Here is a 14912-nt window from a genome sequence, read left to right on the forward strand (position 1 = left end):
TGGGATCAACTGAAAAGTAGTCAATCTCTATCTAATTCTGAAACAAAGTAAGAACCTTGCCAATCTGTTAAGAAAAATCGCTACGAGGTTTTCTTAAAATAATAAAAGTAAATGAAAGCGTTTACTTAAGGGGGATTTATTGATGAAGAGATTTTTATTACTTGTCCTGATGTTAGTCGTAATGGGAATGATCGCAGCGTGTGGATCTGATGAAACGAGTCAAGAAGGAGGCGGAGCTGCTGAAGGAGCGGGAGCGGAAGGAGAAGCTGAATTTGAACCGTCCGGCCCTCTTGATTGGACGATTGCTTTTGGACCGGGAGGCGGAAATGATGTCATGGCAAGAAGCATGATTAAGATCATTGAACAGTATGAGCTTTATCCGGAATCAATCGTTCCTGAAAATCGTGAAGGGGGAAGCGGAGCAGTCGGCTGGGGTTATTTAATGGGCAAAGCAGGCTCAGACAGCGATATTTCGACAACGAGCGGAAGCTTTATTACGACTCCATTGCAATCTGATCCAGGCTGGACGTATGAAGACTTCACCCATGTCGCTTTAATGGCAACGGATGACATGTTCCTCGTCGTGCCGGGAGATTCAGAATTTGAGACGTTGGAAGACTTTATTGAACATGCGAAAGCCAACCGGTTGAATTTCGGCGGGATCGGTGTTGCCAACGTGGACAGAATGATTGTCGCCACTTTTGCGGAGGAAGCAGGAGTCGAAAATTATGAATATATTCCATATGATGACACCGGCTTACAGCTGGCGGATATGTTGGCAGGGACGTTGGATGCTGTCGTATCGAATCCTGGAGACGTGCTCGGACAGCTTGAAGCAGGAGAATTGAAAGCGCTCGCATTTTCAGGGCAGGAAAGATTGCCCGGCCAGTTTGAGGAAATCCCGACCTTTATTGAATCAGGCTTAGATGTCAACATTTCGATGCCACGCGGGGTCATTCTGCCGCCGGATGTGCCGGATGAGGTGCGTGAGTATTGGATTGATACGATGAAGCAGATTGCCGAAACGCCGGAATGGAAAGAGTATATCGAGAAAAATCACTTATCTGAATACATTTTGTATGGCGATGACTTTTCGAATTATTTGGAGGAGACGGTAAGCACATTTGAAGAGATTTTGACTGAACTCGGTGTCATTGGCTAGCTGGATAATGATAGATAGGTAGACAAGAAAGGGTGACTCATGCACCTGAGAGTCCCCCTTTCACTTTAAGGAGGAGCGAAATGAGAGTTATATTCTCAGGAATATTGCTTGCCACATCTATTTTCTTCACCGTGTACGGCACAAGATATGAATACGTCACCAGCTCGGGACAGGTGGGGGCGGGGTTTTTCCCATTATGGCTTGGTGGTCTGTTAATTGTCTTTACAGCTATTACCTTTGCGAAAGATCTTAAGCTTCATCTGCAGAATAAGCCATCCTTTGCCATCACGGAAAATGTAAGAACGATGATCATTATGATTGTGTTAACGATTCTCTTTATTGGAACTTTGCAAATTATAGGGGCCGTAATCGGAATGATTCTTTATACGTTTGCCGTCTTGTTTGTCCTTAACCGTCAAAGAATGGTCGTAAATACGTTGATTTCCATCTTAGTGCCTTTAGGAACCTACTATTTGCTGGATGTCTGGCTGAATGCCGGCTTTCCAGAAGGAATATTCGGCTTCTAACGGAGAAGGGAGGAGAAAATAGTGGAAATACTTTCAGATCTTTGGTTAGGACTTTCGGTGGCAATCACCCCTATTAATATATTATTTTTAATGATCGGCGCTTTTGTTGGTATGGTCGTCGGCTTAATTCCCGGATTTGGCCCGACAGCGGGAATCGCAATTTTACTGTCGCTGACCTTCTCGCTTGAGCCGGTTACAGCCGTTATCATGCTCGCCGGAATTTATTACGGATCGATGTACGGGGGAACAATCACTTCGATCATGATTAACACTCCCGGTGAGTCGGCGACGGTTGCCAGTACATTTGACGGCTATCCGCTGGCGAGAAACGGCCGCGTCGGTCCGGCTCTGGTGATGCAGGCGGTCGCTTCCTTTGTAGGGGGAACGATCGGCGTTCTGCTTATCACTTTATTTGCTCCTTATTTTGCGATGGCCGCGGGAGCGTTCGGCTCACCTGAGTATTTTCTCGTGATGGTCGGCGGGTTGCTGACATTGGTCATGATTATGGGAGATAACAAAATTAACGGCGTGATCTCGGCACTGATTGGTCTGGCGATCTCTGTCGTCGGTGTCGACGTCATCTCAGGAGCACAGCGCTTCACCTTTGGAGAGGCCGAATTAATTAACGGCATTTACTTTCTACCTGTAGCGATCGGGTTGTTCGGGATCGGGGAACTTTTTTATTCGCTTTATTCCGGTCAGCATAAGAAAGAAAAAGAAGAAATCATCCGTCTGGACGACAAAAAAAGCTTTTGGCCGAATGCACACGACTTTGTCGAAAGCAAGTTCACCCTGCTGCGGGGCTCGTTTCTCGGGTTTGTCGTCGGAATCCTGCCAGGAGCTGGAGCGACGATTGCATCTTTAATGTCCTATTCACTTGAAAAGCAAGTATCAAAAACGCCTGAAAAGTTCGGGAAAGGTCATATGCCTGGTCTTGTCGCTCCTGAATCGGCGAATAACGCGGCTTCTTCCGGAGCGATGATTCCGCTGCTGACGCTCGGGATCCCGGGTTCGGGAGCGACGGCCGTTTTACTCGGAGCCTTTCTGATGTGGGGGCTGCAGCCGGGGCCGCTTTTAATGGAACAGGAGCCTGAGTTTGCCTGGGGGCTAATTGCAAGTATGTATTTAGGGAATATCATTTTAATTGCGATTAATATTTTCGCGATTCCGGTCTTTGTGAAAATAATGGAGGTTCCTTATAAATTACTCGTGCCGGTGATTATGATTCTTTGTACGATTGGAACGTTCAGTTTACATGGCAGTATGATCGAAACATGGATTATGCTCGTCTTCGGTTTGATCGGCTTCTTCATGAGACTGTATGGGTTTTCCCCTGCTGCCCTTGTCCTGGCGCTAGTACTCGGGCCGATGGCCGAGCGTTCGCTCAGACAATCATTACTTGTATCTGAAGGCTCGTTCAATATCTTTGTTTCACGGCCGATTTCCCTTGCCCTGGTCATTTTTATTGCTGTACTGATTGCTTATCCGATTGCGAAATGGATTTACAGACGGATCAGGCGAAAAGGACTCAATTAGTTGCTAAGTAGGCTCTCTATATTTAAGGAAGTCGCTTAAACATGATATAATGAGACAATTAAAAAAGCTGTAGCGACAGGAATACAGAGAGGGACTGTGAGGTTGAAAGCGATGACGATAAAAGCGAAAACAATAACAGGTGCCGTGTATGAAAGAGTGAAGTCAGATATTTTATCAGGAAAGTATAAGCCGGGTCACCATCTATTGGAGAAAGAATTAAGCGAAGAGCTTGAAGTCAGCCGCACTCCGATTCGTGATGCCCTGATTCGCTTGCAGGAAGAAGGCTTGGTTGTTCTGAAACCTCATAAAGGGGTGTTTGTCCGGAAATTAACGCAGCGAAACATTCAGGATTATTACCAGACGAGAGCTGTTTTGGAAGGACTGGGGGCAGAGCTGGCCGCGGAGCATGTCACGGCGGATGCGGAAGAGCAGTTCCGGCAGTTGCTGAAAGAGATGAAGAAAACGCTTGCTGAGGATGTCGGTCCGCAAAGCGATGAGAATATTATTAAACTCAATGATCAATTTCATAATTTTATTTTTCAATTAGCTGGAAATGAAGTGCTCGATAAGATGAGGAGAACGCTGGCTCATCCGATCGCCTTAATCCGCGCGACTTCTTGGATCAATCATGATCGAAAGCAGGAGGTGTTTCGCGAGCACGAACAAATCATTGAAGCGATTATTGCCAAGGATAAGAAACTGGCGAGAGAACGGGCGGAAATGCATATCCATAAAGCCTGGAAATCAGCAGAATATAATCTTCATCAGCTTCCAGGCGATGAGGAGGGGAATTAATGTTCAATCGGTTGAAGGAAAGCACACCGTTTGTGCATAACATGGCTTGGATCGTCCGAATGAAAACAAGCAAGCTGAGAAGCAGCTTGTGTGATTGAAACGAAGCAGCAAATGAAACATGCGTTGAAGTCGTTTCGTCCCGATCTCGTCTTTTATCTTAGTAACAGTGTAAGCTGGTTATTGCTCTTTTTTCTACCGATCGAGCACGCGCTGATGTTTGTTGTGCTCGTCTTCGCCTTAAGTGGCTGGGCGCTCGGAACATGGCCGCAGCCCATTATTTCTCTCGGCATATTATTGTATTTGGAGCTTGTCGGCATTTCTGATTTTGCGCAAGGGCTGGAAGGGTACGCCCAGCCGTTTGTCTGGCTGCTCGTCTCGACGTTCATCATCGCATCGGCCTTTGAGTCGACAGGCTTGGGAAGACGGATTGCGCTTTCGATTTTTTCGATAGTCAAGGGAAACGCGACAGCGAGTATCGGACTTGTGATTTTGGCCTTGACCATCTTAAGCTTTCTCATCCCGACCGGAGCCGGAAGAATCGCGATGATTTTGCCGGTGTGCGTCGGACTGATTGAAGTTGTGCGAAAAAATGGCGACAATCCGGCCTACGCAAAAAGCGTGCTTCTCGGCGTGACGTTCACCTCGTCCTTCATGTCGTTCGCTTTGATCACCGGCTCCAGTTCATCTGTATATGCCGCTTCCACGATTCAGCTGATGACGGGTTTCGATTGGAACTATCTTTACTGGTTTATCGTCAATGTTCCGCTCGCGCTGACGATGCTGCTCGTTCTCTGGCTCGTCTTAATGTGGCGCTATCCAATCAAGCTCGATCATTGGAGCAAGGGCAGGGCTTATATTAAGGAGAAGCTTGGTGAAATGGGAAGCGTTACTATCAATGAGAAAAAGCTGCTGACGATTAGCCTCTTCATGCTGGCCGGCTGGATGACAGAGCCGTTCCATGGCTATTCCGTCGCGATGGTGGCGATGTTCAGCGCGGTGCTGAGCTGCTTGCCGCTTTTCGGCGTACAGCAATGGAAACAGGCAAGTTCAGCAATTAATTGGAACATTATTATTTTGTTCGGTGCGGCATACGCGCTAGCTGATGCGATGCAGACGAACGGAACAGCAGATTGGATTGCCCAAGGCTTGGTCGCCTATATCCCGCCGCAAAGCCCACTGCTCGCCGCGATTGTGATGCTCGTCCTTGTAACCGTTTTCCGGCTTGGGTTTGCGAATATGCTTGGCGTAACGGCAGTCTTTCTTCCGCTGACGATCAGCCTTGCCGAGGCTTTGGCGATCAATCCGGTTTGGCTGGCGCAAATCGTCATTATTACTTGCTCGTTTGGCTATTTTCTTCCGACGCAGAGTCCGGCGAATTTAATGACCTTCGCTTTAAACCGCTATTCAAAGGCAGATCTGTTTCAAGTCGGCATCGTCTTATTCATCGTGACGGTACCGATCATGTTTCTGTTTGCGTTTTTCTATTGGCCGCTTATCGGCTTGAGTCCGTACCGGTAAATAGAAGGAGTAGTCGGAATTTTTTAAATTAAATCTTATATATGGTGTTTTATCGACAAAAGGAGGGGGCAGCTTGATGACCCGGATAAAGGAAGCTGTACTGACAGAATGGATTGGTCAAATTTTAACAGGGAGCGGTCTGGATCAGGAGCAGGCTCAAATGATTTCCGAGCATCTTGTGCTGGCGAATTTACGCGGGGTTGATTCGCACGGAATCAGTAAGATCGACGTCTATTGCAAACGTCTGGAAAAAGGGATTGTCAACAAAAAACTGAATTTTCATATTACGAAGGAAACTCCCGTCAGTGCCCTGATCGATGGTGAAAACAGTATGGGGATTTCACTGGCGACGAAAGGGATTAAGCTTGCGGTTCAGAAAGCGAAGGAGGTCGGCGTCGGCATTGTCGGCATTTCGCATTCCAACCATGCCGGGATGCTGGCTGCTTATACGGATTACGCCGCGCAGCATGACTGCATTTCGATTGCGGTCACAAACGCGCCGTCGGTGATGGCGCCGTGGGGAGGAAGAACGCCTTTCTTTGGAACGAATCCGATTTCTTACAGCATTCCGACAGGCGGGGAGATGAACATCGTATTTGATATGGCAACGACCACTGTCGCAAAAGGAAAAATCGTCCTTGCCGAAAAGGAAAACAAGTCGATTCCGGTTGGATGGGCCATTTCCAAGGACGGCAGGGAAACAACCGATCCGAAAGAAGCGCTTGAAGGGCTGCTTCTTCCGGTCGGAGGGCCGAAAGGGTATGGTCTCTCCTTTTTAGTGGAAACGCTCTCTTCTTTATTTACAGGAGCGGCGTATGGACCGTATATCGGCAGTCTGTTCGATGATTTTGAGCATGAGCAGAATGTCGGCCAGTTTTTCTTTGTGATGAGAGCCGATCTTTTTCAGGAGTTGGATGTTTTTAAAGCGAGAGTCGATCAAATGGCGCAAGAAATCAAAGGAATTGAACGGATGCAGGGAGTTGACCGAATTTACTTGCCTGGTGAAATTGAATTTGAGCGGGCGCGCGAGCTGAGACAAAACGGCATTCCGGTTTCCGCGCAAATGCTCGAGACATTGCAGGCGATCAGCGATCAGCTCGGCATTAAAACCGAGCAATTTAGTCCAGTGGGGTGAGCGGAATGAATATCGTCTATGTCGATCCGGTATCATCGGAATTAAAGCAGCTTTTGCTTGAGATGAAGCCGCCGGGGGCTGAGCTGTCATTTAGCACCGAGCTTGACTCTGACCGCCGGGAAACTGCCTTTGCGCAAGCCGACTATCTCGTCGTGGCGACAGCGGAGATATCGGCGTCCTTACTGGAACGGACTCCCCGCCTGGTCCACATTCAAAAAACGGGCGTCGGGGTTGACAATATTGACCTGCAGGCGGCCAAGGAGCGCAACATTACGGTGGCCAATACACCCGGAGCCAATGCCAACGGGGTGGCAGAGCTGTCAATGCTGATGATTTTGGCGTTGTATCGCAGGCTGCTACTTTTAGACCGGGAAACGAAGCAAGGAGAGTGGCCGATGTGGAAGCATCGCCTTTCCTCTTATGAAGTAAGTGGGAAGGTTCACGGCTTGTTCGGCTTTGGAAGGATCGGTCTGGAAACAGCGCGACGCTCAAAAGCGTTCGGAACGACGATTATCTATTATGACGTTCAGCGCGCGAGCCGTGAGCAGGAGGAAGCGCTAGGGGCGGTCTATGTCGCAAAAGAGGAACTGCTCAGGCAGGCCGATATTATCAGCCTCCATCTTCCACTGTTGCCTGAAACGAGACATTTTCTTGACAAGGCCGAATTCGAGCTGATGAAGCATACGGCTGTACTCATCAATGTGTCGCGCGGCGGCACGGTAAATGAAGAAGCATTGGCGGCTGCGCTGCGGGCGGGGCAAATAAGCGGAGCCGGAATCGATGTATGGAGCAGTGAGCCGCCGGAACGTAATCATCCGCTTTTTGCATTGGATCAAGTGATTGCCACGCCTCATATTGGAGCTGGTACGAAAGATACGCTAAAGCGGGTTTTGGAAATTGCTTTCTCAAATATTGAGAAAATTGAAGCAGGAAATCAAGCTAGTAATCTTGTATCTATATAAGAGTCGAAAAAAGGAGATTGATATCATGCGTTTAGCGACAATTAAGCAGCACGGTGAAGAAAGAGCAGCGGTTGTACATGACGGAAGAGTTTACTCGGTGAAGGATATCAACAGCACTTTTCAGCATAATTGGGCAGAGGATCTGTTCGGGCTGATTACGACAGCTGATATTAGCCGCCTTCAAGAGTGGTATGACTCAGAAGGAGCGGAGGTGCTCGCCAAGCTGGATGGGACCGCCCGCACGGAAGTGGAGTGTGGCCCGCTTTACCGCCATCCCCGCAAAATTTGGGGAATCGGGCTGAACTATGTAGAGCATGCTGCGGATTTAAGTGAAAAGGCGCCTAACACCGAACCGGCGAGCTTTATGAAACCGGACACAACGATTATTGGGGAAAAGGATACGATTTTGCTGCCGCCACAATCAAAGCGGACGACAGCCGAGGCGGAGCTTGGCGTGATCATCGGGAAAGAATGCAAGAATGTCGAGGAAGAGGATGCGATCCATTATGTCGCCGGCTACACGACGATTATTGATATGACAGCGGAAGACATTCTCGAGAAAAACCCGCGTTACTTAACGCGTTCGAAAAGCTTTGACACTTTTTTTAGCTTCGGTCCGGAATTGGTGACGCCTGATGAGGTTGACGATGTCATGAAGCTCGAAGTCTCGACGATGATTAACGGCTCGCTTCATCGGAAAAACGTCGTCTCAAACATGACGTTTACGCCATGGAATCTCGTCTCCTTCCATTCGAAAGTGATGACGCTGCTGCCGGGCGACATCATTTCAACCGGGACGCCGGGTGCTGTCGTGATCCGTGACGGCGATGTTGTCAGCTGCGAGATCAATGGCTTTACGCCGCTTGTCAATCAAGTAAAAAACGCATAAAGGAGTCCTGATAAGATGGATTTACAGCTAAATAAGAAAACAGTCATCGTTACCGCTTCCAGTAAAGGTTTGGGGAAAGCGAGCGCGCTTGCTTTTGCGAAGGAAGGGGCGAATGTCCTTATCTCAAGCCGGAACGCGGAAGAATTAGAGCAGACGGTTCAGCAAATTAAAGCAGCAACAGGAAATGAATCAGTCCGTTATGCCGTTTGTGATATTACGGATGAAACATCGATTAAGAACCTCGTTCAGGAAGCGGTCGATTGGACTGGCCGGGTCGATGTGCTCATTAATAATGCCGGGGGACCTCCAGCCGGCGGCTTTGAAAAATTTTCCGATCAGGACTGGTACAAGGCGTTTGAACTGAATTTGCTAAGCTTTATTCGTCTGACCCGCGAGGTGCTGCCGCATATGAGAAAAGCAGGGGGAGGCCGGATCATTAATTTTGCCTCTTCTTCAATCAAGCAGACGCTCGACAATTTGATTCTTTCCAATACATTCCGCGCCGGAATTGTCGGCTGGGCGAAAAGCCTGTCTCAGGAGCTGGCTGCGGACAATATTTTAATCAATACGGTCGGCCCGGGAAGAATTGCCACAGACCGCGTTGCCGAGCTGGATCAAATCCGCGCCGACAAAGTAGGAAAAAGCTATGAGGAATTGCGCAAGCAAACCGAGCAATCGATTCCAATCGGGCGCTACGGCAATCCGGATGAATTTGCCAGTATCGTTGTCTTTCTCGGCTCTGGCGCCAATACGTATATCACTGGCCAATCTTTTCTCGTCGACGGCGGCTTAGTCAAAGCGTTGTAGAAGAGAAGGTGTCCCTGTCATGTGGGGGCGCCTTCTCTTAAAGCATATGGAGAAAGTGGAACGGCAGCGCCCCTCCTTCAGGCGAAGTGGAACGAGATTCCGCTATCCCGCTATTATGATGCTTATTTGCGCAAAAACAGGAACGAGATTCCGCAATTAAGCCAGAACAAGCGGAATAGCCTCCTTGTAATCGCCAATAGCGGAAGGTGGTTCCTTTCATCTTGGAAAAAGGGTGCTGAAACGTCAATAGCGGAAAGAGGTTCCTAACCAAGGCACCAATCTCCCCCACGACTCATCAATTGTCCAGTTTTTCAAACAACAAAGGAGAGATGACGATGAACGTAGGAAACATTTATTGCATTGGTCGAAATTATGTGAAGCATGCGGAGGAACTCGGCAATGCGGTTCCAGAGGAGCCACTGTTGTTTTCAAAGCCGACGCATGCTCTTGTGCAGGCAGATGGCCGGGAGATTACCCTTCCGCAGGATAAAGGGGAGATCCATCACGAGCTTGAAATTGTGTTGCAGATGAAGCGAGAAGTGAAAGCTGGCGATCGCGTTGCTGACGTCGTCGGGGCAATCGCTTTAGGCGTTGATTTAACGCTGCGTGATGTCCAATCGGCGCTCAAGAAAAAGGGCCACCCGTGGCTGCGGGCGAAAGGCTTTAAGCAATCGGCCATCGTCGGCTCTTTTTGGGACTTTACGAGCGTGGAAGACTGCGAGCAGGTTGATTTCTCGTTTGTCAAAAATGGAGAAGTCGTGCAAAAAGGCAATATCAGTCATATGATCTTTGATTTTCAAACGATTATCGATGAATGCGCGGACTGCTTCGGACTAGGGGAAGGAGACCTGGTTTATACAGGAACGCCTGAAGGAGTCGGGCCGCTGACATCGGGGGATACGTGCCAGCTTTTCTGGGGAGAAGAAGAAAAGGGTTCCTTCCGCGTACGATAATCCTTCATAAGGAGGCTGAAAAAAGTTGGGAACATGTATGTTTGCGCACCGGGGATTATCAGCCCAGTATCCTGAAAATACGCTGGCCGCCTTTCAAGCCGCCGCGGATGCCGGGGCGGATGGGATTGAGCTTGATGTGCAGCTAAGCAAAGATCTCCAGGCTGTCGTCATTCATGATCACAGTCTGGAGCGGACGACGACAGGGACCGGCTTTGTGAAGGAGTATGAGCTGCAGCAGCTGAAGGAGTTTGATGCCGGCAGCTGGTTTGCGCCGCCATTTGCCAATGAAACGATTCCGGCTCTTGCTGATGTGCTTACTTGGGCAAAAGGCAATCAACTGCTGCTCAATATTGAACTGAAGGGACAAGTATGGGAGCGGAGTCAGCTTAAGGAAGCTGTTCTGCCGCTCGTTTTCGAGCATGAGCTGCAGGAGCGGGTCATCTTTTCTTCATTTGACCATCGGCTCATTTATGAGATTCAAAAGCAGGAGCCGCAGCTGGAGACGGCGATTCTCGTCGCGGCGGCTCTCCATGAACCGGAGCGCTATTTGCGGGACATCGGCGTGCGCGGCTATCACTTTCGCGTCCCTTTTCTGTTGCAGGAGGAAGCGGTACGCCTGCAGCAGCATGGCGTGCAGCTTCGTCCTTACACGGTCAATGATCCTTATTGGGTTGAAATGTTCGTGAAATGGGGCTGCGCCGGGCTGTTTACCGATGATCCGGTGATGGCTTTGCAGCTTCGAAAAAAATATGAAGGTTAACGGGAAGCAGGCGGGTGGATGTTCCAAATGTCTGCGGCATACTCCCGAATCGTCCGGTCGCTCGCGAAGGTGCCGGAGCGGCCGATATTGATAATGCTTTTTTCAAGCCATTTCTCCTGATTGCGGTATGTTGCGTCAACGCAGCGCTGGGCGTGAACGTAGCTGTCGAAATCCTTCAGGACGAAAAATTCGTCATTGTTGTAGAGCAGCGAGTAAAAGATATCTTTAAATTCGACATCATCGCTTGTAAAATGCTCATTGACAAACAGGTCGAGAATTTGTTGCAGGCGCCGGTCCTGATTATAATAATCACGCGCCCGGTAGCTTCCGTGCTGCTGCAGCGCAAAAACCTCATCGGAGGTCAGTCCGAAAGTGAAGATGTTCTCCTCGCCGACAAGCTGCTGGATCTCGACGTTGGCGCCATCCTCGGTGCCGATCGTCAAGGCGCCGTTCATCATCAGCTTCATATTGCCGGTTCCCGAGGCTTCCTTACTCGCGGTGGAAATTTGCTCGCTGATGTCAGCGGCGGGAATAATCCGTTCTGCCAGGCTCACCTGATAATTTTCTAAAAAGATGACCTTGAGCTTTTCTTTGACGAGTGGATGATGATTCACTTTATCAGCAACAGCGTTAATCAATTTGATGACGTGCTTGGCGAACGTATAGCCGGGAGCGGCCTTTGCGCCGAAAATAAAGGTCCGTGGCGTGATGTCCAATGCCGGGTTCTCCAGACAGCGCTGATAGAGATGGATAATATGAAAGACGTTTAACAGCTGGCGCTTATAGCCGTGCAGCCGCTTGATCTGGACATCGAAAATCGATTGTTCATTCACTGGAATGCGGGCATGCTGGTAAATATAGGCGGCCAGTTTTTTCTTGTTGTCATGCTTCACTTCAGCGATTGCTTCCTGGAAGCCTTTGTCGGACGAAAATGGAATAATGTCAGCGAGTCGATCAGCGTCCTTGATCCAGCTGTCGCCAATCGCTTCTGTCAACAGCCGGGCAAGGCCGGGGTTGCAATTCATCAGCCAGCGACGGTGGGTGATCCCATTTGTTTTGTTCGTAAAGCGTTCCGGGAAGATCGTATAGAACGACTTCATCACCCGTTCTTTTAAAATGCGTGTATGCAGCTCGGCGACCCCGTTGACGCTGAAGCTGCCAACAATCGCCAAGTGGGCCATATGGATTTGATCGTAGGAGATGATCGCCAATTCCGCTATTTTGTCCCGTAATTCAGGATAGTCATGCCAGAGCGATTGACAGAAGCGTTCATTGATTTCCTCGATAATTAAATAGATGCGCGGAAAAAGCATTTCGATCATGTCTTTTGGCCATGTTTCAAGCGCTTCATTCAACGTCGTATGATTTGTATAGGCGACTGTTTCGGTTGTGATGGCCCAGGCTTCGTCCCAGCCCAATCCTTCTTCATCAAGTAAGAGCCGCATCAGCTCCGGAACGACGAGGCTTGGATGGGTGTCATTGATTTGGAGGACGACATGCCGGGAAAGTTGTTCCATTGGCAGAGCTTTCTGCTTGCATTGCTGTAAGATGCTTTGCAGTCCGGCCGACACGAGAAAATATTGCTGCTTCAGCCGCAAAACCTTTCCCGCATAGGTGGAATCGTCGGGATAAAGGAATTCAGAAATTTTTTCGACGGAACGTTTATAGTCAAGATAATGATAATAGTCATGTCCCCTGCTTGAATGGAAGTGGAAGTGGTTGGCGGTCGATTCGGCGCTCCATAGGCGCAGCGTGTTGACGGTCTCATTTTGAAAACCGACAATTGGTACATCATAAGGAATCGCCAGCACGCGCTCATAATCATGATGATGGAATTGCAGTTTATGATGCTCAAAGGACGTTTCCACCGTTCCGCCAAAGCGGACTTCCACTGTCCGGTCACTTCGTTTCGTTTCCCACATGTATTCATCCTTGAGCCAGTAGTCAGGCAGTTCAACCTGATAGCCATCCACCACTTTTTGCTGAAACAGCCCATATTTGTAGCGAATTCCCATTCCATTTCCGGGAAGCTGAAGGGAAGCAAGGGAGTCAAGGAAGCAGGCCGCGAGTCTGCCAAGCCCGCCGTTTCCCAGCCCGGCATCATGCTCCTCCATAAAGACGCGCTCCGGATCAAAGCCGAGAGAACGGAGGGCTTGCTGATAGGTTTCGAGTTGTCCCATATTTAATAAATTGCTTTCGACTAACCGGCCTAACAGAAACTCCATCGAAAAATAATAAACCTGCTTGCTGTTTGTCTCGCGGTAAAGCTGCTTCGTTTTTTGCCAGTTGGCATGAATCGATTCCTTCATGACGAGGCAGACGACTTGAAACATGTCCTTCGTTGTTGCTTCTTTCAGCTGCTTTCCAAAGGTAAGTGTCAGTTTTTCCGTTAACTCCTGCTCCAGCTGTTCAGCCTGATTCTTCATCGTATGTGTCCGCCTCCCCCGAAAGTAGTTGATTGTACAATTGCTCATAAGCGCCAGCCGACTGATTCCAGCCTAAACGACTGTTGTACATCGTAAGCTGGAGCTGCCGCCATTTTTCCGGCCGGCCGTACTGGTGAATGGCATAGCGAATCGTGTGAAGAAAATCATCGGCCCGGTAATGAGTAAAGGAGAAGCCATTTCCTTCCCCGCTACATTCATTAAAAGGACGAATCGTATCCTTAAGTCCGCCGGTTTCTCTGACAATCGGCACCGTTTCGTAGCGGAGAGCAATTAACTGACTCAAGCCGCACGGCTCAAACCTGGACGGCATTAACAGGAAGTCGGAGCCGGCATAAAGCCTGCGCGCCAATGATTCGTTAAATTCCCCGATAAAGCGGAAAGAATCAGGGTAGCGGGCGGCGACATTTTGTAAGGCGTCGGCCAGAAGCGGATCTCCTTCTCCAAGAATGACGAGCTGCATCGTTTCGGAGGAAAGCAGCTGATCGACGACCGCCAGCAAGAGTGGGATGCCTTTTTCCTCAACAAGCCGGCTGATCATCACGAAAAGTGGCGCTTCGGTCAGAACCGGCAGCCCCAGCTCCTGCTGAAGCCGGACTTTGTTCAGCTGCTTGCGGGCCGGCTGGCGGGTATACGTTTGGTACAGAGCCTGATCCCGACCCGGATGGTAGCTCTTTTCGTCAATGCCATTCAGAATGCCGCTTAGCATAGGCTGTCTCTGCGCCAGAATCAACTCCAAGCCTTCCCCGAACGGATGCTGCAAAATTTCCCTCGCGTAGCTTGGACTGACGGTCGTGATCCAGTCAGCGTAAAGCAAGGCGGCTTTCATGAAGTTAATCGCTCCATTCATTTCGAGCTGCGGTCGGTCGCTCTCTTTAAAATGAAGCAGCTCGTCAAAAACAGAAAGCGGGAACACGCCCTGATATTTTAAGTTATGAATGGTAAAGACGGTTTTCGGCAGCCGTCCGCTTCTGCGCTGGTGAAGATAGGCTGGAAGCAGCCCGGTTTGCCAATCGTGACAATGAAGGATGTCAATTGCAAGCTGGAGACGATCAAAGGCTTCCAGGCAGGCATGAGTAAAGAAGGCATAGCGCTCGGCGTCATCGTTTTCTCCGTAAAGGGCCGGGCGGTTGAAGTAGTATTCATTATCAATGAAATAATAGCTGATCTCTTCCTTTTGATAGAGATAGAGCCCGCCATACTGTTTTCGCCACTTTACCCGAACATCAAACGATTCCAGGAAGGTGGCATGTTCGGCAAGTTCAGCGGGGAGGGAGGCGTGCTTTGGCAAGAAAACGGAGAGCGTATGCCCACGTTCGGCCAAAGCGGATGGAAGAGAGCCGATAACATCGGCGAGTCCCCCTGTTTTAAAAAAGGGGGTACATTCTGAAGCAACCATGACTATATTCATAGGCGGACTCCTT

Annotated in this window: 13 protein-coding genes; 11 read left to right on the forward strand and 2 right to left on the reverse strand. The window is 49.3% G+C overall.

Features of this window, described 5'->3' with window-relative positions:
• Nucleotides 1-142: 142 nt before the first annotated feature.
• The 11 genes from ABMB67_RS09280 (at nucleotide 143) to ABMB67_RS09330 (ending at nucleotide 11044) form a co-directional block, all read left to right on the forward strand.
• Nucleotides 143-1162 (forward strand): tripartite tricarboxylate transporter substrate binding protein, encoded by a 1020-nt coding sequence (locus ABMB67_RS09280; protein WP_251221450.1) that lies wholly within the window; start codon nucleotides 143-145, stop codon nucleotides 1160-1162.
• 80 nt (nucleotides 1163-1242) lie between these two features.
• The gene (locus ABMB67_RS09285; protein WP_251194878.1) at nucleotides 1243-1689 is read left to right on the forward strand and encodes a tripartite tricarboxylate transporter TctB family protein; all 447 of its coding nucleotides are present in this window, start codon (nucleotides 1243-1245) and stop codon (nucleotides 1687-1689) included.
• Nucleotides 1690-1710: 21 nt separating this feature from the next.
• Nucleotides 1711-3225: a tripartite tricarboxylate transporter permease gene (locus ABMB67_RS09290; protein ID WP_251221451.1), complete on the forward strand. Its 1515-nt coding sequence runs from the start codon at nucleotides 1711-1713 to the stop codon at nucleotides 3223-3225.
• 111 nt (nucleotides 3226-3336) lie between these two features.
• Nucleotides 3337-4020, forward strand: coding sequence for a GntR family transcriptional regulator (locus ABMB67_RS09295; protein WP_251221452.1), 684 nt, complete (start codon nucleotides 3337-3339; stop codon nucleotides 4018-4020).
• A 90-nt stretch (nucleotides 4021-4110) separates the two neighbouring features.
• Nucleotides 4111-5538: an SLC13 family permease gene (locus ABMB67_RS09300; protein ID WP_354571894.1), complete on the forward strand. Its 1428-nt coding sequence runs from the start codon at nucleotides 4111-4113 to the stop codon at nucleotides 5536-5538.
• A gap of 76 nt (nucleotides 5539-5614) precedes the next feature.
• Nucleotides 5615-6673 (forward strand): Ldh family oxidoreductase, encoded by a 1059-nt coding sequence (locus tag ABMB67_RS09305; RefSeq protein ID WP_354571895.1) that lies wholly within the window; start codon nucleotides 5615-5617, stop codon nucleotides 6671-6673.
• A gap of 5 nt (nucleotides 6674-6678) precedes the next feature.
• Nucleotides 6679-7635, forward strand: a complete 957-nt coding sequence (locus ABMB67_RS09310; protein WP_354571896.1) for an NAD(P)-dependent oxidoreductase — start codon at nucleotides 6679-6681, stop codon at nucleotides 7633-7635.
• Nucleotides 7636-7660: 25 nt separating this feature from the next.
• Nucleotides 7661-8524, forward strand: coding sequence for a fumarylacetoacetate hydrolase family protein (locus ABMB67_RS09315; protein ID WP_354571897.1), 864 nt, complete (start codon nucleotides 7661-7663; stop codon nucleotides 8522-8524).
• Nucleotides 8525-8539: 15 nt separating this feature from the next.
• Nucleotides 8540-9331 (forward strand): SDR family oxidoreductase, encoded by a 792-nt coding sequence (locus ABMB67_RS09320; protein WP_251221457.1) that lies wholly within the window; start codon nucleotides 8540-8542, stop codon nucleotides 9329-9331.
• Between the two features lie 335 nt (nucleotides 9332-9666).
• The gene (locus ABMB67_RS09325) at nucleotides 9667-10284 is read left to right on the forward strand and encodes a fumarylacetoacetate hydrolase family protein (protein ID WP_354571898.1); all 618 of its coding nucleotides are present in this window, start codon (nucleotides 9667-9669) and stop codon (nucleotides 10282-10284) included.
• Between the two features lie 25 nt (nucleotides 10285-10309).
• Nucleotides 10310-11044 carry a glycerophosphodiester phosphodiesterase family protein gene (locus ABMB67_RS09330; protein ID WP_251221459.1) on the forward strand — a complete coding sequence of 245 codons (735 nt, stop codon included), beginning with the start codon at nucleotides 10310-10312 and terminating at the stop codon, nucleotides 11042-11044.
• Here the strand turns inward: ABMB67_RS09330 and ABMB67_RS09335 are convergent.
• Nucleotides 11041-13470 carry a glycogen/starch/alpha-glucan phosphorylase gene (locus ABMB67_RS09335; protein ID WP_354571899.1) on the reverse strand — a complete coding sequence of 810 codons (2430 nt, stop codon included), beginning with the start codon at nucleotides 13468-13470 and terminating at the stop codon, nucleotides 11041-11043. The genes ABMB67_RS09330 and ABMB67_RS09335 overlap by 4 nt on opposite strands.
• The gene (locus ABMB67_RS09340; RefSeq protein ID WP_354571900.1) at nucleotides 13454-14899 is read right to left on the reverse strand and encodes a glycogen synthase; all 1446 of its coding nucleotides are present in this window, start codon (nucleotides 14897-14899) and stop codon (nucleotides 13454-13456) included. The genes ABMB67_RS09335 and ABMB67_RS09340 overlap by 17 nt, the downstream gene beginning before the upstream one ends.
• Between the last annotated feature and the right edge of the window lie 13 nt (nucleotides 14900-14912).

The sequence above is a fragment of the Halalkalibacter oceani genome (assembly GCF_040544555.1).
Lineage (GTDB): Bacteria > Bacillota > Bacilli > Bacillales > Bacillaceae_D > Halalkalibacter > Halalkalibacter oceani.

Coding starts and splice junctions, on each gene's coding strand:
- ABMB67_RS09280 (WP_251221450.1), top strand. CDS start 143: ATGAAGAGATTTTTATTACTTGTCCTGATGTTAGTCGTAATGGGAATG.
- ABMB67_RS09285 (WP_251194878.1), top strand. CDS start 1,243: ATGAGAGTTATATTCTCAGGAATATTGCTTGCCACATCTATTTTCTTC.
- ABMB67_RS09295 (WP_251221452.1), top strand. CDS start 3,337: ATGACGATAAAAGCGAAAACAATAACAGGTGCCGTGTATGAAAGAGTG.
- ABMB67_RS09305 (WP_354571895.1), top strand. CDS start 5,615: ATGACCCGGATAAAGGAAGCTGTACTGACAGAATGGATTGGTCAAATT.
- ABMB67_RS09310 (WP_354571896.1), top strand. CDS start 6,679: ATGAATATCGTCTATGTCGATCCGGTATCATCGGAATTAAAGCAGCTT.
- ABMB67_RS09315 (WP_354571897.1), top strand. CDS start 7,661: ATGCGTTTAGCGACAATTAAGCAGCACGGTGAAGAAAGAGCAGCGGTT.
- ABMB67_RS09320 (WP_251221457.1), top strand. CDS start 8,540: ATGGATTTACAGCTAAATAAGAAAACAGTCATCGTTACCGCTTCCAGT.
- ABMB67_RS09325 (WP_354571898.1), top strand. CDS start 9,667: ATGAACGTAGGAAACATTTATTGCATTGGTCGAAATTATGTGAAGCAT.
- ABMB67_RS09335 (WP_354571899.1), bottom strand. CDS start 13,470: ATGAAGAATCAGGCTGAACAGCTGGAGCAGGAGTTAACGGAAAAACTG.
- ABMB67_RS09340 (WP_354571900.1), bottom strand. CDS start 14,899: ATGAATATAGTCATGGTTGCTTCAGAATGTACCCCCTTTTTTAAAACA.